Source organism: Novosphingobium sp. SG919, assembly GCF_012932495.1.
Taxonomy (GTDB): domain Bacteria; phylum Pseudomonadota; class Alphaproteobacteria; order Sphingomonadales; family Sphingomonadaceae; genus Novosphingobium; species Novosphingobium rhizosphaerae.
On sequence record NZ_JABCNG010000002.1, the window covers coordinates 466,080 to 488,225 of the forward strand.

At 67.5% G+C, this 22,146-nt stretch carries 13 protein-coding genes; 8 read left to right on the top strand and 5 right to left on the bottom strand.

Annotated features, from left to right (window positions below; genetic code table 11):
- Together FHT19_RS12100 and FHT19_RS12105 are read right to left on the bottom strand one after the other, a co-directional pair.
- Nucleotides 1–1,602, bottom strand: a complete 1,602-nt coding sequence (locus FHT19_RS12100) for a carboxyl transferase domain-containing protein (RefSeq protein ID WP_169475314.1) — start codon at nt 1,600–1,602, stop codon at nt 1–3.
- Complete coding sequence (locus FHT19_RS12105; protein WP_169475315.1) at nt 1,599–2,765, bottom strand: isovaleryl-CoA dehydrogenase; 1,167 nt, start codon at nt 2,763–2,765, stop codon at nt 1,599–1,601. Before FHT19_RS12105 ends, FHT19_RS12100 begins: the two co-directional genes overlap by 4 nt.
- A gap of 91 nt (nt 2,766–2,856) precedes the next feature.
- Here FHT19_RS12105 and FHT19_RS12110 point away from each other — a divergent pair, with 91 nt between their 5' ends.
- The 3 genes from FHT19_RS12110 (at nt 2,857) to katG (ending at nt 6,913) form a co-directional block, all read left to right on the top strand.
- Nucleotides 2,857–3,753, top strand: a complete 897-nt coding sequence (locus FHT19_RS12110; protein ID WP_169475316.1) for a LysR family transcriptional regulator — start codon at nt 2,857–2,859, stop codon at nt 3,751–3,753.
- A gap of 127 nt (nt 3,754–3,880) precedes the next feature.
- Nucleotides 3,881–4,594, top strand: a complete 714-nt coding sequence (locus FHT19_RS12115; protein WP_169475317.1) for an alpha/beta hydrolase — start codon at nt 3,881–3,883, stop codon at nt 4,592–4,594.
- Nucleotides 4,595–4,696: 102 nt separating this feature from the next.
- Nucleotides 4,697–6,913, top strand: a complete 2,217-nt coding sequence (katG, locus tag FHT19_RS12120; RefSeq protein WP_169475318.1) for a catalase/peroxidase HPI — start codon at nt 4,697–4,699, stop codon at nt 6,911–6,913.
- Between the two features lie 425 nt (nt 6,914–7,338).
- Here the strand turns inward: katG and FHT19_RS12125 are convergent, their stop codons facing one another.
- Nucleotides 7,339–8,442, bottom strand: coding sequence for a LacI family DNA-binding transcriptional regulator (locus FHT19_RS12125; RefSeq protein ID WP_348981783.1), 1,104 nt, complete (start codon nt 8,440–8,442; stop codon nt 7,339–7,341).
- Nucleotides 8,443–8,754: 312 nt separating this feature from the next.
- On the opposite strand from FHT19_RS12125, the gene FHT19_RS12130 reads away from it, so the two are divergent.
- From FHT19_RS12130 to FHT19_RS12150, 5 genes are all read left to right on the top strand, one after another.
- Nucleotides 8,755–11,241 carry a TonB-dependent receptor gene (locus tag FHT19_RS12130; protein ID WP_169475320.1) on the top strand — a complete coding sequence of 829 codons (2,487 nt, stop codon included), beginning with the start codon at nt 8,755–8,757 and terminating at the stop codon, nt 11,239–11,241.
- A gap of 67 nt (nt 11,242–11,308) precedes the next feature.
- Nucleotides 11,309–13,513, top strand: a complete 2,205-nt coding sequence (locus tag FHT19_RS12135; protein WP_169475321.1) for a glycoside hydrolase family 3 C-terminal domain-containing protein — start codon at nt 11,309–11,311, stop codon at nt 13,511–13,513.
- 5 nt (nt 13,514–13,518) lie between these two features.
- Complete coding sequence (locus FHT19_RS12140) at nt 13,519–15,030, top strand: glycoside hydrolase family 30 beta sandwich domain-containing protein (RefSeq protein ID WP_169475322.1); 1,512 nt, start codon at nt 13,519–13,521, stop codon at nt 15,028–15,030.
- Nucleotides 15,031–15,059: 29 nt separating this feature from the next.
- Nucleotides 15,060–16,196: an acyltransferase gene (locus FHT19_RS12145; RefSeq protein WP_169475323.1), complete on the top strand. Its 1,137-nt coding sequence runs from the start codon at nt 15,060–15,062 to the stop codon at nt 16,194–16,196.
- 117 nt (nt 16,197–16,313) lie between these two features.
- The gene (locus tag FHT19_RS12150) at nt 16,314–19,718 is read left to right on the top strand and encodes a glycosyltransferase (protein WP_169475324.1); all 3,405 of its coding nucleotides are present in this window, start codon (nt 16,314–16,316) and stop codon (nt 19,716–19,718) included.
- Here the strand turns inward: FHT19_RS12150 and FHT19_RS12155 are convergent.
- Together FHT19_RS12155 and FHT19_RS12160 are read right to left on the bottom strand one after the other, a co-directional pair.
- On the bottom strand, nt 19,715–20,995 hold the full coding sequence (locus FHT19_RS12155; protein ID WP_169475325.1) for an MFS transporter: 1,281 nt from the start codon (nt 20,993–20,995) through the stop codon (nt 19,715–19,717). The genes FHT19_RS12150 and FHT19_RS12155 overlap by 4 nt on opposite strands.
- 7 nt (nt 20,996–21,002) lie before the next feature.
- The gene (locus FHT19_RS12160) at nt 21,003–22,088 is read right to left on the bottom strand and encodes a LacI family DNA-binding transcriptional regulator (RefSeq protein WP_169475326.1); all 1,086 of its coding nucleotides are present in this window, start codon (nt 22,086–22,088) and stop codon (nt 21,003–21,005) included.
- Nucleotides 22,089–22,146 lie beyond the last annotated feature (58 nt).

Sequence of the window (22,146 nt, forward strand, 5' to 3'; positions counted from 1 at the left end):
TCACATCCTGAACACGCCGAACGACGCACGCTCGGCAATCGGGGCCTGGAGGCAGGCTTCGAGCGCGAGGCCGACGACATCGCGGGTCTGCACCGGATCGATCACGCCATCGTCCCACAGACGGGCGGTGGCGTAATAGGGATTGCCTTCATCCTCGTATTTCTGGCGGATCGGCGCCTTGAAGGCCTCGGCTTCCTCGTTCGTCCAGGTGGCGGCATCGCGGTGCACGGTGGCGAGCACGCTGGCCGCCTGTTCCCCGCCCATCACCGAAATGCGCGCATTGGGCCAGGTGAACAGGAAGCGCGGGGAATAGGCGCGCCCGCACATGCCATAGTTGCCCGCGCCGAAACTGCCGCCGATCAGCACGGTGATCTTGGGCACTTGCGCGGTGGCCACCGCCGTCACCAGCTTGGCCCCGTGCTTGGCAATCCCTTCGGCTTCATATTTGCCGCCGACCATGAAGCCCGAGATGTTCTGCAGGAACAGCAGGGGGATGCGGCGCTGGCAGGCGAGTTCGATGAAATGCGCGCCTTTCTGGGCGCTTTGCGAAAACAGCACGCCGTTGTTGGCCAGGATCGCCACGGGGAGCCCATGGATATGGGCAAAGCCGCAGACCAGCGTGGTGCCGAACAAGGCCTTGAATTCGTGAAATTCGCTGCCGTCGACAATCCGCGCGATCACTTCGCGCACATCGTAGGGCGCGCGCACGTCTTGCGGGATCACGCTATAGAGGTCTTGCGGATCATGAAGCGGCGGGCGGCTTTCGCGCCGCTCCACCCCGGCATCGCCGGGCGCGCCCAGGTGCGAGACGATGTCGCGCACGATCGACAGCGCGTGTTCGTCGTTTTCGGCCAGGTGATCGACCACGCCCGATTGGCGCGCGTGGAGATCGCCGCCGCCCAGGTCTTCGGCGGAGATTTCCTCGCCCGTGGCGGCCTTGACCAGCGGCGGGCCGGCGAGGAAGATCGTGCCTTGCTCTTTCACGATCACCGTCTCGTCGCTCATCGCCGGAACATAGGCGCCGCCGGCGGTGCACGAACCCATCACGGCGGCGATCTGGGCAATGCCTGCACCGCTCATCCGCGCTTGGTTATAGAAGAAGCGGCCGAAGTGATCGCGATCGGGGAAAACCTCGGCCTGGTTGGGCAGGTTGGCGCCGCCCGAATCCACCAGATAGACGCAGGGCAGGCGGTTTTCCTGCGCGATTTCCTGCGCGCGCAGATGCTTCTTCACGGTCAGGGGGAAATAGGTGCCGCCCTTGACGGTGGCATCGTTGGCAAAGACCATGCATTGCCGCCCCGAAACCCGGCCCACCCCGGCGATGATCCCCGCGCCGGGCACTTCATCGTTGTAAAGGCCATTGGCGGCCAGTTGGCCAATTTCCAGGAATGGCGATCCGGGATCGAGCAGGCGCTCCACCCGCTCGCGCGGCAAGAGCTTGCCCCGCGCGGTGTGGCGGGCGCGGGCGCGTTCGTCGCCACCCAGCGCAGCCTTGGCCACGCGGGCGTGCAGTTCGGCGGCCAGCGCGCGGTTGTGCGCGGCGCGGGCCTGCGCCTCGGCACTGGCCGGATCGAGCGCGGTGGGGAGGACGGGCGCGCTCATCCCTTGATGCCGATCAGTTCGCGGCCGATCAGCATGCGGCGGATTTCGTTGGTACCCGCGCCGATGTCGAGCAGCTTGGCATCGCGCAGATAGCGTTCCACCGGCCAATCCTTGGTATAGCCGGCGCCGCCCAGCGCCTGGATCGCCTCGCCCGCCACGCGGAACGCGCTTTCACTGGCGAGCAGGATGGCGCCCGCCGCATCGAACCGGGTGGTCTGCCCGGCATCGCAGGCGCGCGCCACGGTATAGACATAGGCGCGCGCCGATTGCAGCGACACGTACATGTCCGCCACTTTGGCCTGCATCAGCTGGAACGTGCCGATCGGCTTGCCGAACTGCTGGCGCTCGCGGACATAGGGGATCACGGTGTCGAGGCAGGCCTGCATGATCCCGATCTGCATGCCCGCGAGCACCACGCGCTCATAATCCAGCCCGCTCATCAGCACGCCCACACCACCGTTGACCGGGCCAAGGACGTTTTCGGCAGGCACGAAGCAATCCTCGAACACCAGTTCGCAAGTCGGGCTGCCGCGCAGGCCCATCTTGTCGATCTTTTGTCCGATGGAAAAGCCCGCCATGCCGCGCTCGATCAGGAAAGCGGTGATGCCCTTGGGCCCGGCATCGGGCGCGGTCTTGGCATAGACCACCAGGGTATCGGCATAAGTGCCGTTGGTGATCCAGAACTTGGTGCCGTTGAGACGCCAGCCGCCCTCTACTGCATCGGCGCGCAGCTTCATCGCCACCACATCGGACCCGGCGCCAACTTCGGACATGGCCAGGCTGCCCAGATGCTCGCCCGAAACCAGCTTGGGCAGGTACTTGGCCTTTTGTTCGGCATTGCCCCAGCGGTGGATCTGGTTGACGCACAAGTTGGAATGGGCGCCATAGGACAGGCCAACCGCGCCCGAGGCCCGGCTCACTTCCTCCACCGCGATGACATGGTGGAGATAGCCCAGGCCAAGTCCGCCGAACTCCTCTGCCACGGTCACCCCGTGCAGGCCCAGCGCGCCCATCGGCTGCCACAATTCGCTCGGGAAGCGATCTTCGGCATCGATCGCAGCGGCGAGCGGGGCAATCTGTTCGTCGGCAAAGCGACCTGCCGCCTCGCGGATCATCAGGGCGTTTTCATCGAGGCCGAAATCGAGATCGGGTGTGGCACGCACGGCAATGTTCTCCTCTTCCCACCCGCATCATACCGCGCCTTGCATCAAGCAGAAAATTGATTTTCACAGCGGATTTCCATAGAAAACACCTATGCTGAAGCGGAACCACCTGCGCCAGTTCCTGGCCATAGTCGAAACCGGCGGGATCACCGCGGCGGCGCGGCGCCTGAACCTTTCCCAGCCGACGCTTTCGGCCGGCCTGGCCGAGCTGGAGCGGCTGGTGGGCGCGCCGCTGCTGATGCGCGATCGCAAGCAGATCAGGCTGACCGCAGCGGGCACGCGGCTCTTGGCCCATGCCCGCACGATCGAGCGCGAGTTCCGCCTGGCGGAAATGCCGGCAGACGGCCTGGCGCCGATGGCGGCGCCGCTACGGCTGGGGGTGCTGTCCTCCTTGCCGGCGCAAGTGCTGGTCACTCTGGCGCGCGACGTGCAGGCGGTGCGGCCGCTGGTGCTGGTGGAGGGAAGCGATGCCGATCTGCGCCGCCGGCTGGGGGAGGGGCAGCTCGATGCGATCCTCACGCTGTTGCACGGGCCGGGGCCGCAGGGCGGGGCAGGCGAAGGCACCGTGGTGGAGGAAGGCTATGCGATGCTGCTGCCGCGCGACCATCCCCTGGCCGGGCGGGGTATGTTGAGCGCGCTCGACCTGGCGGCCGAGGTCATGGTGGCACGGCGCAGTTGCGAGATCCTGGCCGAAACCAGCCGGTTCTTCACCGCCCAAGGCGTGCGCCCGCATTTTCTGCTGCGCAGCGCCAACGAAGAACGCTGCCTGGCGCTGGTGAGGGCCGGCCTGGCGGTGACGACCGGGCCGGTCTGCCTGGCGGACAATGCGGCGAATGGTGGCATCGTGGCGGTGCCATTGGCCGGCTATGACTTCCGCCGCCGCCTGGGCCTGATCGGCGGAGGGCAGGCACTGGACCTGGCGCTGGTGGCCAGTTGGGCGCGCCTAGCCCAGGGTTGGAACGCCACAGGATCAGGGGCACGGGAATAGCGCTGCAGCCCCGGTCGGGGGCTGGCGATTCACCCGATCGGGGATTGCCGCGCGCGCCGCGGTCTTGCGATGTTTGGCCGGCCCTTGCGCATCGCTGCCTGCGCCCCTCTTCCGATCGGAACGTGCCATGACAGACACTCCTGCTTTGCCCACCATTGTCCTTGTCCACGGCGCTTGGGCCGATGGATCGAGCTGGCAGCGCGTGATCCCCTTGCTGCTGGCGAAAGGGCTCCCAGTGGTTGCCGTGCCAAATCCCACCACCTCCCTTGCCGATGACGTGGCGGCCACCGCCCGCGCGCTAGCCGCGATCGAGGGGCCGGTCGTGCTCGTCGGGCACAGCTGGGGCGGGGCGGTGATCACCCAGGCCGGCAACGATCCCAAGGTCAAGGCGCTCGTCTATGTTGCCGCCTTTGCGCCCAAGACCGGCGAAACCGTGGGCGAACAGGTGGGACGCTATGAAGCGCCGCCCGCGCTGGGCAAGATCATCAATGACGGCGGCGGCTTCCTGACGCTGAGCGAAGCGGGCTGGATCGAGGACGTGGCGCAGGACCTGCCCGAGGCAGAGGCGCGCGTGCTGTGTGTGGTGCAGCCCCCGTTGGCGGCCAGCACCTTTGCCGACAAGGTGGACCAGGCCGCGTGGGAAACGCGCCCCTGCTGGTATATCGTTTCGGCGCAGGATCGCATCGTGAGCGTGGCGCTGGAGCGCGAACTGGCCGCCGCGATGGGCGCGCAAACCACCGAGTTGGATGCCGGGCATCTCAGCCTGCTGTCGCAACCCGCTGCCGTGGCCGGCGTGATCCTGGAGGCTGCGGCGGCCTGCGCGGCCGCTCCGACAGACTGAACCAAAGGACCCTGTTGTCACCATCGGCTTCGTGAGAGGATCGCCGCGATCCGGATCGCGGCCCCGATCGCAATGACTTGTGGCCGAGCAATGGAGAAGACGATGAACGCGGTGACGACGAAGTGCCCGATGGGTGGTGGTGCAGCCAAGACGCGGCCCCTCTTGGGGCGCACCAACAAGGACTGGTGGCCCGAAGCGCTGCCACTGGCGATCCTGGCCCAGCATGGTCAGTCCGCCAGCCCCTATCCACAAGGGCTCGACTATCGTGCCGCGTTCCGCACGCTCGATTACGCGGGCGTCAAGGCCGATCTGCACGCCCTGATGACCGACAGCCAACCGTGGTGGCCGGCCGACTATGGCCACTATGGCCCGTTCTTCATCCGCATGGCCTGGCATTCGGCCGGCAGCTATCGCAGTGGCGACGGGCGCGGCGGTTCGTCATCGGGATCGCAGCGGTTCGCCCCGCTCAATTCCTGGCCGGACAACGGCAATCTCGACAAGGCGCGCCGCCTGCTCTGGCCGATCAAGCGCAAGTATGGCGCAGCGCTCAGCTGGGCCGACCTGTTCATCATGGCCGGCAACGTCGCGATCGAATCGATGGGCGGCCCGATCTTCGGCTTTGGCGGCGGGCGCGAGGATATTCACGAGCCGTCGCTCGACGTGTTCTGGGGCAGCGAAACGACCTGGGTGGGCGATCCGGAAAACCCGACGCGCATCGACGAGGCGGCCGGGCGCGCGTTGGAAGGGCCGCTGGCCGCGATCCAGATGGGGCTGATCTATGTGAACCCCGAAGGGCCCGGCAGCGTGCCCGATCCGGTCGGTTCGGCGCGCGATATCCGCGAAACCTTTGCCCGCATGGGCATGGACGATGCCGAGACCGTGGCGCTGACCGCCGGCGGCCACACATTTGGCAAGGCCCACGGCGGCGGCGATGCATCGCTCGTCGGCCTGGCGCCCGAAGGGGCGGACATTGCCCAGATGGGCCTGGGCTGGATTTCCACCCATGGCAGCGGCATGGGCGATGACACGATCACATCGGGCATCGAAGGCGCATGGACGCCCACCCCCACGCAGTGGGACATGACCTACTTCGACATGCTGCTGGATCATGAATACGAACTGGTGCGCAGCCCGGCCGGCGCGCACCAGTGGCAGCCGGTGGGCAATCCGGAAGAAACGCTGGCGCCCAAGGCGCACACGCCGGGCGTGAAAGTGCCCACGATGATGACCACGGCGGACATGGCGCTCAAAGTCGATCCCGCCTATCGCGCCGTGCTGGAACGCTTCCGCGCCGATCCGGCCCTGTTTGCCGACAGTTTCGCCCGCGCCTGGTTCAAGCTGACCCACCGCGACATGGGGCCCAAGGCTCGCTATCTTGGGCCTGATGTGCCGCACGAAGACCTGATCTGGCAGGATCCGATCCCGGCGCGCGACTACCCCTTGATCGACGCGGCCGACATTGCCGCGCTCAAGGCCGACATTGCCGCCGTGGGTCTGTCGGTGGCCGAGCTGGTCGGCACGGCCTGGGCGTCGGCTTCGACCTATCGCGGGTCGGACCGGCGCGGCGGGGCCAACGGTGCGCGCATCGCGCTGGCGCCCCAACGCGGCTGGGCAGTGAACGAGCCGGCGCGGCTGGAACGCGTGCTGGCGGCGTACGAAGCCATCAAGGCGCGTTTCGATGCCGGCCGCGGCGATGGCCGCAAAGTCGCGCTGGCCGACCTGATCGTGCTGGGCGGCAGCGTCGGCATCGAACTGGCGGCCAAGGCGGCCGGCCGCACGGTGGACGTGCCGTTCGTGCCTGGCCGCACCGACGCCGCGCAGGACCAGACCGACGCGGATAGCTTTGCCTATCTGGAGCCACGGGCCGATGGCTTCCGCAACTATCTGGCACAGCCGATGGCGGTCAGCGCGGAAGAACTGCTGATCGACCGTGCGCAACTGCTGGGCCTGGGCGCGGCGGAAATGACGGTCCTCGTTGCCGGGCTGCGCGTGCTGGGGGCCAACCACGGCGGATCGCCCCACGGCGTGCTGACCGAGCGGCCGGGCCAGTTGACCAACGATTTCGTGGTCAACCTGCTGGATATGAACACCGCATGGGCCGCGGGGGAAGAGGCCGGCACATTCGTGGGCACCGATCGCGCCAGCGGGGAACGGCGCTGGACGGCCACCCGCGTGGACCTGGTCTTCGGTGCCAATGCCCAGTTGCGCGGGCTGTGCGAGGTCTATGCCGGGCTGGACGCGCAAGACAAGTTCGTGGCCGATTTCATCGCCACCTGGACCAAAGTGATGAACGCCGACCGCTTCGACTTGCTGGTCTAGGCGGCGTGGCGATTTAGCCCATGGTGGGCTGCGAACGGCCGCTTTTCGTGCTTCTTGTGCCCGCGTACTAGGTCGTGAACTCATAAATGGCGCCCCCGAGGCGCCAAAATGGCGAACATATCGGGCCAAAGTGACCGCCGCGAAGGCTGGTAGCCTTTGCAAGGGCGCTTTGGGCTGAGATGGAAGCCATTTTGGCGTCCCTTCGGGATTTGACCCAAAGGCCCCCTCGCAGCGTCGAAAGCACTGGAAATATTGCCGATATTCCTGCGCGCTTTCTCCTCGCGACGGGGCCTTTGGCCCCAAACCTCGGGGGCGCCATTTATGAGTTCACGACCTAAAAGTGCGCTGCGCTCCGGGTCGCGAAAATCAACCGCTCTCACGCCCCCTGACCTAAATCTCCGCCCACCCTGGGCGGCTCGGTTCCCTCAGGCGGGATGATCTGGCGGCGGCGCCAGAGAGTCCCGCTCGACCAGGTGAAAATCGAGCATAAGCTGGCGGTCGCCGGTTTCGCCCCGATCAAGCAGCAGGCTGGCTGCGGCATAGCCCATTTCCTCGATCGGCTGGTAGATCGTGGTCAGGTACGGCCAGACCGACTTGGCCACCCAGCTATCGTCGAATCCGCATAGCGAGATGTCGTGCGGCACGCGCAAGCCGGCGCGCGCGCAGGCCACCATCACCCCGGCCGCCGAATCGTCGTTGGTGGCAAAGATCGCGCTCGGGCGTGGTTCGTGGGCAAGCAGCGCCGTACCCGCCGCAATGCCGCCTTCGAAGGCAAAGCTGCCATTGGCCTCCGCCACGGGCAGCGTGGCACCCAGTTCCTTGAGCGCATTGAGAAAGCCGGTGCGCCGCCGCTCGCCCGCGCGATGCAGTGGCGGGCCGGTGACCACGCCCAGCCGGCGATGGCCCAGCGCCCACAAGCGGCGCGCGACAAGGGCGCCGGCGGCGCTGTCGTCGATCGCCACGCACGCCGAACGGCCCAGTTCGCTGTTGGGGGCGATGCGGGCATAGCGGATGCTGCGCCGCTCCAGAAAGGCCAGAACCTGGATGTTGTCGGTCAGCGGCGGGGTGAGGATGAAGCCGTCGCAGCGGCTGTTGCGCACGATCGCGTCAAGCTGCGCTTCCACCTGGGCATGGGGGCGATCGGAATCGATGCTGTCGATGCGCAGGTGATATTGCTGCTCCATGCAGGCGCGATAGACGCCTGACTGGATCTTGATCGTGTAGTTCGGGCTGGGGTTGTCGAACAGCAGGCCCACGATGAATGTGCGCGATCCGGCCAGCGAGCGGGCCGCAGCATCGGGCACGAAGGCCAGCGTGGTGATGGCCGCCTCCACTTTCGCGCGCAACGCGTCGGACACGTGGGGTTCGCGATTAACCACGCGGGACACGCTTTTGAGGGACACCCCGGCAAGGCGGGCAACATCCTCCATCGTGGCGCGCGGCGCGGGTGCGGCCGCTGCTGGCGGTTGCACTTGGTCCCGTTCGGGTTGCCGGCTGTCTGCGAACGGTCGCCTCTCCATGTCAACCATTATGACTATTTCTTTCGCGAGGTCACGTTGAAATCTGACAACGCAGTCTTGACAGCGCTGACTGTTTGATTTCAAAGTATGGCCAAGCAAGAGATACTACTTGCCGCCGATGGAGAGGAAATCGATTGCCGCTGCGAAGCCATGCTTCGGGCGGGTGGGCCCTTGTTGCCCGATCACTTCTCTTCATCGTCGGTGCGGCCATTGCCAGGGCAGGGCTTGCCTGCGCCGCGTGCGCAGCAAGCAAGTGCATGGCCGCGCAAGCGAATGTCACCCGCGGCAAGAACGCACGCGGGGCATGAAAGGGAGGGAAAAATGAAGCTGATCAAAACAGCATGCCTGGTTTCTGCCGTGGCTCTGGCCGCACCGGCCTATGCCCAGACCGCGCCGGCCCCTGCACCTGCGCAGGAACCGGCCAAGGCCGCCAGCGACGAAGTGGCGATGCCCGACATCATCGTGACCGCCACGCGCGACAAGACGCTGCTGTCGAAAACACCGATCGCGCTGACCGCCATCACCGGCGACGGGCTGCGTTCCAAGGGCGTGACCAACCCCACCGCGCTGGGTGACCAGGTGCCCGGCCTCTCGATCGACCGCACCAACGGCTTGCAGATCACCATTCGCGGCGTGACCAGCACCGACGGTACCGAAAAGGGCAATCCTTCGGCCGCGTTCCTGGCCGATGGCGTCTATCTGGCGCGGCCCCAGCAGGCCGACGTGAGCTTCATGGACGTGGACCATGTCGAAGTGCTGAAAGGTCCGCAGGGCACGCTCTATGGCCGCAACACCACAGCGGGCGTGATCAACGTGATCACCAAGCGCCCCAATTTCGACCGCGTGAGCGTGGAAGCCAACGTGGGCGCAGGCAATTACAATGCCTATAACGCCGATGCCGCGTTCAACCTGCCGGTCAACGACTGGGCCGCGTTCCGCCTTTCGCTCAACTATGACACGCGCGACAATTTCGTGAAGGGCGTGGCGGGCGATCCCAACTACAACAACAAGTTCCGCACCAATATCTCGGCCCGCCTGCAGGGCCTGTTCAAGCTGGGCGACCGGGGCGACCTGCTGCTGCGCGGCAGCTATTCGCGCCTGACCGGATCGCGCGACAGCTCGGTGCCGTTCAGCAATTTCTACCAGCTGGGCACCGACAGCAGCTCGGCCGGCAATACCACGGCCGACAAGGCGCGCGTGGCCACCTGGGCGCCGATCGGCAACACGCGCCAGTCGCTCACCACCTCGCTGCTGAGCGCCAGCTTCAACACGCCGTTCAGCTATACCAGCGGCGGCACGACGTATACCAGCCTGACCACGCACCAGTATGGCGGCGGGGACCAATCCTCGTTCAAGCCCAACGTGCACGACATCGCCTATAACCTCGATGGCGAATTCAATTACGATTTCGGCGGCATCAAGGCCACTTACCTGGGGTCGATCCGGCAATACGAAGCCAAGGAAAACAGCAACGTCCTGAGCGGGGTAAACCTGCCCGGCACGTTCAACGGTGATTACACGCAGCAAAGCCACGAGTTGCGCCTGGCGTCGAGCGGGGATGGCCCGCTCAAGATCCAGGGCGGCCTCTATTACTTCCGCGAAGAATCACGCATCGCGTTCTATATCTACAACCTGCTGCCCCAGGTGTTCGGCAACACGTTCATCTATGGCTTCCCGCAGCACACGATCTCGTCCACCAAGGGCGCATTCACGCAAGGCACCTACAAGATCACCGACGCGGTCCGGCTGACGGCCGGCATCCGCTACACCGCCGACGATCTTTCCCGCTATGGCCACACCGTGCACCTCAACACGCTGGGCGGGCAGCCGCTGGTGGGCGGGCAATATACGCTCGATCCGGCCGCCGGCGGCGGGCGCAGCTATGTCAACGACGCCACGGTCAAGGGCCGCAAGGTGACCTGGCGCGCCGGCTTCGATGCCGATGTGGCGGGCGGCCTGCTCTATGGCTCGATTGCCACCGGCTACAAGGTCGGCGGCTTTGGCGACGGGTGCTCCACCGGCGGGGCGGGCCAGTCGCTCGTCACGTCGCAGGGCGAGCGCTGCGATTATTCCACCGTGGTCACCGGCACCACCACGCTCAAGTATGGCGACCAGCACGCGATCTATTACGAGCCCGAAACCCTGACCGACTATGAACTGGGCTTCCGCGGCCGCGTGGCGCCGTGGATGAAGATTGACACCAACCTGTTCCTGTATGATTACAAGAACCTGCAGTTGAGCGCGATTATTCCGATCAATGGCGCCAACCAGACGGTGACGACCAACGCGGGCAAGGCGCGCGTGCTGGGCTGGGAATTCGAAACCCAGTTCTATCCCACGCGCGACCTGAACCTGACGCTGGGCGTGGACCTGACCGACGGGCACTATACCCAGTTCTGCCCGAGCGGCCTGGTCAACGGCAAGTGCACCGCCAACGATCGCGGCCAGGTGGCCAACTATGCCGGGCAGAAGCTGGATCGCACGCCGTCCACCGTGCTCTATGGCAGCATCAACTACACGGTGCCGGTGGGCGAGGGCAATGTCGTCGCCTCGGTCTATTCGCGCTATTCGTCGGCCTATTCGGTGACGGTGTTCGGCGATACCGGGTCCTACTGGCTCAAGCTGTGGACGCCTTCGCAAACCCGCACCCAGGCCAGCCTGACCTATAACGCGCCGAACAGCGCGTGGTACGCCACGGCGTTCGTCAAGAACATCGAGAACAAGGTGGCGCTGGTTACCGGCAGCGCGACCAGCCTGACCATGACCGATCCGCGCACTTTCGGCGTGCGTGCCGGCGTGAAGTTCTGATGCTGAAACGGCGGGCCGCCCGCTTGGGGCGGCCCGCATTTTTCCCTTTTCTCACAAGGATTGTCCGATGAACCGCCACCTGCCTTTCGTGCTTGGCTGCGCTGCCCTGGCGCTGGGCGCCAATGCCCATGCCCAGCAGGCGCCCGCGATCGATCTGGCAGGGGCACAGGCCCGCGCCGATGCCACGGTCAAGCAGATGACCGGCGACGAGAAAGTGATCCTCACCCACGGGATGATGCCGCTGCCGTTCCTGCCGGGCACCAAGGTTCCCGAAGGCGCGGTGCCTGGCGCGGGCTATGTGCCGGGCATTGCGCGGCTAGGCGTGCCGGCGCTTACCGAAACCGACGCCAGCCTGGGCGTGGCCTGGGTGGGCGGGCTGCGCAAGGACGGTGCCACCGCGCTGCCATCGGGCCTGGCCCAGGCGGCCAGCTGGAACCCCGAGCTGCTCTATCGCGGCGGGGCGATGATCGGGGCAGAGGCCCGGGCCAAGGGTTTCAACGTGCTGCTGGCCGGCGGCGTCAACCTGATGCGCGATCCGCGCAATGGCCGCACCTTCGAATACCTGGCCGAAGACCCGCTGCTCTCGGGTGACCTGGTCGGCGCGGCGATCGCCGGCATCCAATCGAACCATATCATTTCCACGATCAAGCATTTCGCGCTCAACGGCCAGGAAACCGGGCGCAAGTATGTCGACGTCAAGATCACCGAAGGCGCCGCCCGCGAAAGCGACCTGCTGGCGTTCCAGATCGGCATCGAAAAGGGCCAGCCCGGCGCGGTGATGTGCGCCTATAACCGCATCGGCGGGGCGCAGGCCTGCGCCAGCGACTGGGCGCTCAACAAAGTGCTCAAGGGCGCGTGGGGCTACAAGGGCTTTGTCATGTCGGACTGGGGCGCGGTGCCCGGCGTCGAGGCCGCCATCAATGGCCTGGACCAGCAATCGGGCGAACAGCTCGACAAAGACATCTATTTTGCCGACACGCTCAAGGCCAAGGCGGCTGGCGACAAGGCCTGGGCCGCGCGGCTTGATGACATGAACCGCCGCGTGCTGACCGCGATCTATGCTGCCGGGGTGGACAAGAACCCGGCGCGGCCGGGCGGGCAGATCGACTTTGCCGCCCATGCCCAGGTGGCCGAGGAAGTGGCCCGCCAAGGCATCGTGCTGCTCAAGAACAACGGCGCGCTGCCTTTGGCCAAGACGGCCAAGACAATCGCGGTGATCGGCGGCTATGCCGATAGCGGGGTGTTGGCCGGATCGGGTTCCAGCCTGGTGATGGGCGAAGGCGGCCCGGCCGCCACGCGCTCGCTGGGTGGCGATGGGCCGTTTGCCGCGCTGATGCAGCAAAGCTATCACCGCTCCAGCCCGCTCAAGGCCATCCAGGCCAGCGCGCCCCAGGCCACGATCACGTTCCGCGATGGTCGCTACATCGCCGATGCCGTGGAAAAGGCCCGCCAGGCCCAAGTGGCGATCGTGTTTGCCACCGAATGGCGCACCGAAGGGGCCGACCAGCCCGACCTGTCGCTGCCCGATGGGCAGGATGCGCTGATTGCGGCCGTCGCGGCGGCCAATCCCAATACGATCGTCGTGCTGGAAACCGGCGGGCCGGTGCTGATGCCCTGGCTCGACAAGGTGGCGGGCGTGGTGGAGGCCTGGTATCCCGGCGCCCGCGGTGGCGAGGCGATTGCCTCGGTGCTGTTTGGCGATACCAATCCCAGTGGACGCCTGCCCGTGACCTTCCCCGCAAGCCTTGATCAGTTGCCCCGGCCCAAGCTGGACGGCAGCGATTGGGTGGAGCCCAATTTCGGCGGTGATCCCGCGCCGGGCAAGGACCAGTTGCACAGCGACTATGACATCGAAGGGTCGGACGTGGGCTATCGCTGGTTTGCCCGCAAGGGGCTCAAGCCGCTGTTTCCGTTCGGCTATGGCCTGAGCTACACCAGCTTTGCGGCGCGCGATCTCAAGGTTTCGGGGCTTTCCGCCAGCTTCACCCTGGCCAACACCGGCCAGCGCGCGGGTGACGACGTGGGGCAGGTCTACCTCGTTCGTCGCAACGGCGCTCCGCTGCAACGCCTGGTTGGCTTCAAGCGGTTGAGCCTGGCTGCCGGCGCCAGCCAGAGCGCCAGCGTCACGTTCGATCCGCGCCTGCTGGCCGATTGGAAGGATGGTCGCTGGACGATGCCGGCGGGCGAATACGGCTTTGCCTTGGGGCGCAACGCGGCCGAACTGGGCCCGGTGGTGACGATCAAGCTGCCTGCCCGCGCGTGGAAGGATTGAAGGCCATGGACACTGCGGTCAACCGGCGTGGTGCCATGGCACTGATCGGCATGGGGGCGGCTGCGGCGGGGGTGCCTGGCATCACCGCCGCAGCTCGGGGCGCCCCGGCACCGGCAACCCCGGCACGACCTGCCGTCACCGGCGCGTCGTGGGTGGCGACGGTGGCTGGTCGGCCATGGCAGGCGCGCCCGTTGCCCGCGCTGGCGCCCGTTCCCGCCGATCTGTTTGCCGTGGGCGCGCAAGTGCGGCTGGATGCACCACGCCAGACCATCGCCGGCTTTGGCGGGGCGTTTTCGGAAAAAGGGTGGGATGCCTTGCAGGCCCTGCCGCCTGCCCGGCGCGCCCAGGCACTGGCTACCCTGTTCGGCGACGACGGCTGCGCGTTCAACCAGTGTCGCACCCCGATCGGCGCCAACGACATTTCGCGCGGGTGGTACAGCTATGACGAAACGCCCGACGATTATGACCTCGCGCACTTTTCCATCGCCAATGATCGGGAAACGCTGATCCCGTTCATCAAGGCGGCACAAGGCTTGCGGCCCGATCTGAAAGTCTGGGCCTCGCCGTGGTCGCCGCCCACCTGGATGAAGAGGGGCGGCCATTACGCACAGGCGCCGGCCTGGCCAGGGCAGCCATCGAATGGCATCACGCCCGCGCAACTGGGCCAGGAAGGCAGCGATTCCTTCCGCCTCGATGATCGCACCCTGGCCACGTATGCCCGCTATTTCCGTCGTTATGTGGAGGAATATGCCAAGGCCGGCATCCGCATCGACACGGTGATGCCGCAGAACGAATTCAATTCGGCCCAGCCCTTTCCCAGCTGCTGCTGGACACCCGAAGGCCTCGCGCGGTTCATTCCCTTCCTCGCCCAGGAAATGGACAAGGTGGGCACGCGCGTGTTCTTCGGCACGCTCGAGCGCGGCAATGTGGACCTTTTCGCCCGCGTCATGGCCCATCCCCAGGCCGCCGCCGCGATCAAGGGCATCGGCGTGCAATGGGCCGGCAAGGATGCGCTTGGCCCCTTGCGCGAACGCTATCCCACGCTGGAGCTATGGGGTTCGGAGCAGGAATGCGGCGTCGGCACCAACGACTGGCGCTATGCCCGCTATGGCTGGCAGACGATCCGGCGCTATTTCGAAAATGGCGCCAGCGCCTGGACGTATTGGAACATGGTCATGCCCGAAGGCGGGATGAGCGGGTGGGGTTGGCCACAGAACAGCTTGCTGGTGGTCGATACCAAGGCCGGCACGTTCCGCATGGGCGAGGATTACTGGCTGGTGCGCCATCTTTCCGCCCACGTGCGCGCCGGCGCGCGGATGGTGCCGGTGGAAAGTTTCCTGGGCTATGTGGACCAGCTCGCCTTCCGCAACCCCGATGGATCGCTGGTGCTGGTCGCGAGCAATCCCATCGCCCAGCCTGCCACCGTGACGTATCGCATCGGCAGCAAGACACTGGCCTTGCCGATGGAGGCGGATTCGCTCAACACGGTGGTCCTGCCAGCCGATGCGCTGGCATGATCGGGGCATGATCGGGGCGTGAACGGGGCATGACAGCGACACGGGAAGCCGGTGCGATGGGCATCGCGCAGGGCAATGCAACCGCCACCGGCAAGGCGCACTTTGCCGTGCTCGATGGCTTGCGCGGCACGGCGGCCTTGATGGTCGTGCTGTTTCACATCCAGGGCATCACCGTGCTGTGGCAAGGCGACAAGGTGATCCTGCACCACGCGCCGCTGGCGGTGGATTTCTTCTTTGCCCTGTCGGGCTTTGTCATCGGCTATGCCTATGATGATCGGTGGGGGAAGATGGGCGTGGGCGATTTCTTCCGCCTGCGTCTGGTGCGGCTGCACCCCTTGGTGATCCTGGGCGTGCTACTGGGCTTTGCCAGCTATCTGCTCGATCCCTGGGGCGCGCCGGAGCAGGCGATCGCGCTGTCGCGCCTGCTGGTTGCGCTGGTCATGGGCCTGGCGCTGATCCCCACCTGGCCGCTGCCCAGCCGCTGGACCGATACCCACCCGCTCAACGGACCGTGCTGGAGCCTGCTGCAGGAATATCTTGGCAACATTGCCTATGCCCTGGTGCTGCGCCACTGGTCCACCCGCGCGCTGGGCGTGTTGGCGCTGGTGAGCGGCGCGGGGCTGGCGGCGAGCGGCGTGGCGCTTGGTTCGCTGGACCAGGGTTCCTATTGGGAAACCCTGTGGATGGCGCCGGTGCGGCTGTGCTTCCCGTTCGTGACGGGGCTGTGGCTCTATCGCGTGCGCGCGCGGTTGCCCCAGGTGCGATTGGGCTGGCCCACGCTTTCGGTGATCATGGTGGTGGCGATGCTGCTGCCGATCTGGCCAGAGGTGGGCGGGATCAAGCTCAACGGCGTCTATGAAGCGGCCTGCGTGATCGTGCTGTTTCCCGCGATCATCGTTGCCGGGTGCCATTCGCAGGCAGGGCCCGTGGTTGGCTGGCTGGTGCGCGCCTGCGGGCGGCTGTCCTATCCGATCTACATCACCCACTTCCCGTTCCTCTACGTGTGGATGAACTATGTGGCCAAGGCGCACTCATCGCCCACGCGCATGGCGGTGATCGGGGTGGGCCTGGTGCCGCTGCTAATCGCAGTGGCCTGGCTGGCCGACGTGGCCTGGGATCGGCCGATCCGGGGTTGGCTTGGCCGGCGCACGGGCGGGCGCCGCTGACCACGCGGCCGGCGTGGAGACCATTAAGCCCCGCATTTTTGCGCATGCCCGCCTTAGCCGATAGCCACCGTTTTTGCCCCATGCCCGCGGCGATCAGGCAGCAGGCAGGACCGGGCATTGCATCTTCAGGTATTTCACGATCCCAGCGGGCGGCGCGGGCGCTGGGTGCGCGGCGTGGTGGCAGTGATGGCGGTGGCGCTGGTGCTTGGGCTTGCGGGGCTCGGGCTGGCGGTGGGCTGGATGGAGCGGCGGCAGGCGCCCGCCTTGGCCGTGGTGCCCGGAGCCGCGCGCCTGCCACGCGCCGCCACGCTCGATCCGCGGCGCGAAAGCGGGGCAGGGGCCTGGCTCCCTGTGGCTCCATCGAGCGCCGATGGCGCTCCGTCCGGTCCCTTGCCGGCTGAGCGCATCGGGTTCCTGATGGCCGGCGATGCGCAAGGGCGCCGCGCCCTGGCCGAGCACGGCGGCGCGTTGAGCGATGTGGCGGTGGGCCTGGTTTCGGTGCGCGGGCGCGAACATGCCTGGGTGGAGCAGGACGATCCCGACCTGGCCGCCACGCTGCGCGCGCAGCCGCGCCTGGGGCTGTTGCTGATGATCCAGAATGACGGGCTCGGCGATGCCGGCTGGGATGGGGCCAACATGGCGCGCCTGCTGGCCGATGCTGCGCAACGCGCGCGGCTGCTCGACCGGATCGAGCGTGCCATGGCGCGCTGGCACGCGCGGGGGCTGGTGCTCGATCTGGAAAACCTGCCGCCCGATGCCCACGGCGATTATCGTGCCTTCCTGGGCGAAGCGCGGGCGCGCCTGGCGCCACGGGGACAGCGACTGATGATCGCGGCACCGGTGCTCGATCCGGCGTGGGATCTGCGCGCCTATGCCCGCGCGGTCGATCGCGTGATCCTGATGGCCTATGACCAGCACTGGCTGACCGGCCGCGCCGGGCCGATCGCCGGCCAGCCGTGGTTCGCGCGCGCGGTGGCCGATGGCGTGGCGGCGGTGGGGCCAGGCAAGACGGTGGTGGCGCTGGGCAGCTATGCCTATGACTGGCCCGATCGCGGGGTGGCCGAACCGATCGGACTGGCCCAGGCCTGGCAGCGCGCGCAGGCCGCCGGCACCACGCCCCGTTTCGATTCCCGCAGTGGCAACAGCGGCTTTGCCTATCGCCAGGAAGGCACGCGCCACCAGGTGTGGATGATCGACGCGCTGGCGAGTTGGAACCAGTTGCAGGTGCTGCGCGCGCTGGCGCGGACGGATGCCGCACCGGTTGGCCTGGCCCTGTGGCGCCTGGGTGGAGAAGATCCCGGCTTCTGGGCGGCGCTGGCCGGGCAGGCGCGTGATCTGGCCCTGTTGCCGGCGCCCGACAGTGTGAGCTTGGTCGGCCAGGGCGAAGTGCTGCGGATCGGTGCGGCGGCGGTACCAGGCTGGCGCGAAGCCGGCGTGGGCGCCGATGGCCTGATCCGCCAGGCGGTCTATCGCCAGTTGCCGGCTGCCAACCAGGTGCAACGCGCCGGGCTGAAGCGCAAGCAAGTGGCGCTGACCTTTGACGATGGCCCCGATCCACGCTGGACCCCGCAGATCCTGGCCATTCTCAAGGCGCACGGCGTGCCGGCCACGTTTTTCGTCACGGGCAGCAACGCGCTGGGCGAGGCCGGCCTGCTGCGCGCGATCCTGGCGCAGGGATCGGAACTGGGCAACCATTCCACCACGCATCCCGATCTCGATCGCATGGGCAACCGCGCCGTGGCCCTGGAAATCAACGCCACGCAGGCGCTGGTGGAAAGCTATACCGGCCGGTCCATGCGGCTGTTTCGCGCGCCCTACCTGGGCGATGCCGATCCCGGCACGGCGGCCGAATTGCGTGTGCCGCGCATTGCCGCGGGGCTGGGCTATCTGACCGTGGGCCTCAATGTCGATCCGCTGGACTGGACCGGGGCAGACGCCGCCACGCTGGTGGCGCGCACCGTGGCGCAAGTGGAAAGCGGCGATAGCCATGAAGCGCGCCAGATCGTGTTGCTGCACGATTCGGGCGGGGATCGCAGCGCCACGGTGCGCGCGCTGCCGCAGATCATCGCGCAGTTGCAGGCGCGCGGCTATCGCTTCGTCACCGTTTCGGCGCTCGCCGGCCTTTCGCGCGATCAGGCCATGCCGCCGCTGGCCGGGCCGCGGGCGCCGGCGGCGCAGGCCGCCGGAGGGCTGTTTGCAGCGCTCGGCACGGCGCGGCGCGTGCTGGGCTGGCTGTTTGTCGGTGCGATCGTGCTGGGCATGGCGCGCGCGCTGGCCATGACCGCGCTGGCCCTGTTGCAGGCTCGCCGCCCGGCGCGCGTGCCTGGCCCGGCGCATCTGGTGCCGGGGTTCGTTTCGGTGCTGATTCCCGCATACAACGAAGCGCGGGTGATTGCCGCCTCGCTGCGCCGGGTGCTGGAATCGCGCGGGGTGCGGTTGGAAGTGATCGTGATCGACGATGGCTCGAGCGACGAGACCGCCGCCGTGGTCGCGCGCGAGTTCGGCCATGATCCGCGCGTTGCCCTGCTGCGGCTGGACAATGGCGGCAAGGCACGGGCGCTCAATCACGGTTTGCAGTTGGCGCGGGCAGACGTGGTGATCGCCCTGGATGCCGATACCCGGTTCGAACCCGATACGATCGCGCGGCTGGCCGCGTGGTTTGCCGATCCTGCCATCGGTGCGGTGGCGGGCAACGCGCGGATCGGCAATTGCATCAACCTGCTCACGCGGTGGCAGGCGGTGGAGTATGTCACGGCCCAGGCGCTGGAGCGGCGCGCGCTCGATGCGCTGGGTGCGGTCACCGTGGTGCCGGGGGCCGTGGGGGCATGGCGGCGCCGGGCGTTGGACGAAGTGGGTGGCTATCCCACCGATACCCTGGCCGAGGATCAGGACCTGACCATCGCCATCCAGCGTGCCGGTTGGCAGGTGGCGTGCGATCCTGCCGCCGTGGCCTGGACCGAGGCGCCCGAAACCATGCGGGCGCTGTGGCGCCAGCGCTATCGCTGGGCGTTCGGCACGCTGCAATGCCTGTGGAAGCATCGCGCCGTGCTGGCGCAGGGCGCCCCCCGCGGGCTCGCCCGGTTCGGCCTGCCGCAGGCCTGGTTGTTTCAGGTGATCCTGGGGCTGCTATCACCCATGATCGATCTGGCGCTGTTGCTGGCGCTGGTCGATCTGGCCTGGCGCACGGCCAACCACGGCTTTTCCGCCTTGGAGGGCGATGTCGGGCTGATGCTGGGCTTCTGGGCGCTGTTTCTGGCCACCGAGCTGGGCTGCGGCATGGTTGCCTATCGGCTGGACGGGCAGCAAGGACGGCTACCGGTGCTGCGTCTTCTGGGCATGCGGCTGGGGTATCGCCAGTTGCTTTATGCCGTGGTGGTGCGCGCGGTGTTCACCGCGCTGACCGGGCCGCAGGTGGCGTGGGGCCGGCAACAGCGCAGCGGGCGGTTCACCGTGCCGCTGGCTGTCGCGCCCCTGGCCGAAGAAGCAAGCCCCGCTGCCGCCCCGCTCGATCGGGTGGCCTAGGCCAAGCGCTGGGCGCGCGCCATCAGCAGCGCGGCCAGCAGTGTCGCCAGGCAGCCGGTGACGGCCATCGCGGGGCCAAGGCCCGCGCCGGGCCACGCATCTGATACAACGCCCATGATCCATGGCCCGGCCAGCGTGCCGCCCAGGTTGATCGCCACCATCAGCATCGCGGTGATGCGCGTGCGCTGGGCATCGGGCGCGGCTCCCTGCAGTGCAGCCATGCCGCCGCACAGGGCAAACGCCGACGCCATCTGATGGGTCCCGATCAGCGCCACGGCCACACCCGCATCGGGGGCGAGGGGAAAGGCCAGGGCGATCGGTGCCACCACCAGCATGGCGCCTTGCGCCAGGGCAATCGGTCCGCTCAGCCCGCTGCGGCGCGCCATGGCATCGGCGGCCAGGCCCCCGCCAAGCGTGCCCAGGATGCCAAAGCCCAGGCTCAGCGTGCCAAGCACGAAGCCCGATTGCTGAACCGACCAACCGAACTGGCGTTGCAGCAATGTGGGTGTCCACACTTGTGCACCATTGCCGCCCAGCACCAGGCAGGCATAGGCCACGATCAACAGCGCCGGCAAAGCGCCGATGCGCCAACCCGCAGCCCCGCGCATGGCGACGGACGGCGCCGTGGCGCGCTCGCTTTCACCGCCACGTGGCGCCGGGCACAGGGCCAGGGCAACCGCGAGCGCCAGGCCCGGCAACACCAGGAGCAGGAACGCCACCTGCCAACCGGCCATGGGCCCCAGCAGCGGCACCATGTGGCGTCCCGCCGGATCGAAGCGCAGCGCGATCCACGCGCCCACCAGCAAGGCCAGCCCGTTGCCAAGGTAGATGCCGGTCTGGAACACGCCGATGGCGGTGGCCGTGCGCTCGCGCGGGAACTGGCGACTGATCCAGGCCATTGCGGCCGGCGTCAGCCCGCCTTCGCCCAGGCCCACCGCCATGCGCGCGGCGATCAGCCCGCCCAGCGACCGGGCCAGCCCGCAAGCGCCGGTGGCCAGGCTCCAGGCCATGACCGCGCCCACGATCACCCGCCTTGGCCCGATGCGATCGGCCAGCCAGGCAAGCGGGAATGCGGCAAGCAGGTAGGTCAGCGTAAAGCCCAGGCCATACAGCATGCCAGCGGTGCCATCGCCCAGCCCGAGATCGCGGCGGATCGGTTCGATCAGCAAGGACAGGATCTGGCGATCGACGAACGACAGTGTGTTGGCAGCCATCAGCAGCAGCGGCAAGGCCCACTGGCGCCAGGCCGTCTCGGGGCGGAGCGCGGGGGCGGTCATGCTCCCGTCACGGCCTGGCCGGGCCTGCGCTGGTCGATGCGCGCTCCATCAGCGCGAAATCCAACACCAGGTCATCGTCCACCGATTGACCCTTCATGCGGCGGATCAGCCGGGCCAGCGCCTGTTCAGCCATGGCCTGCACCGGCTGGTGCACGGTGGTAAGCGTGGGCCAGATGGTTTGCGCGATGGCATCATCGTTGAACCCGGTCACGGCCAGGCGCTCGGGCACGGACAGGCCGATCTGTGCCGCCACGGCGATCACGGCGGCGGCCATGTCATCGTTGCTGGCCATGATGGCCGTGGGCGGCGCGGCGCGTTCCAGCAAGGCGCGCGCGGCCCCCATGGCCGACTGGAAGCGGAAATCGCCGGGCATCACCAGGCTCTCTTCCCCTTGCACGCCAAAAGCCGCCAGCGCATCGCGATAACCGGCCAGCCGGGCCGCGCTCGAGGTGTGGCCCGCCGGCCCGGTGATGAAGCCGATGCGGCGATGGCCCTGTTCCAGAAGGCGCGTGGTCAATTGCCACATCGCCAGCCGATCGTCCACGCGCACGGTCACCATGCCGGCGATTGCGGCGCCCGCCGCGACGACCGCCACCGGCACGGCGGCATCCAGGCCGATGCCGCCCGGATCGAGCATTTCGGCATAGGGCGGCGATAGGATAAGGCCCCGCGCGCCGTTGTCGCGCAGGCGGGCGATGGTGTCGGCCAGGCCCGCGCTATCGCCGTTGGTTACCCCGCGCACCAGCAGCTGCGCGCCATTGAGGGCGGCCGCCTGCAGCGCCCCGATCAGCATCGCGCCCAGGAAGCCGTTGGTGACCGTGGAGTGGACGAAGCCGATGCGCAGCGAATCCGCCCCGGCCAGGCTGCGCGCCGCCATGTTGGGGGCAAACCCCAGTTCGGCAACGGCATCGAGCACGGCCTGGCGCGTCGCCTCGGCCATCTTGCCGGTGCCGTTGATGGCGTTGGATACCGTCATCGAAGACACGCCCGCGCGCAGCGCCACGTCGCGGATCGTCACGCACTGGCTGCCGCGCCGCCGTGCCCGCCGTTCCTGGCCCGCGCTCTTTTCGTTGTCTCCCGTCGTGCTGTCCATCCTGGCCTGTCTTGGGGTGAGAGCGGTCCTGCCTGCCGTGGCATTTTGGCGCGGCTTT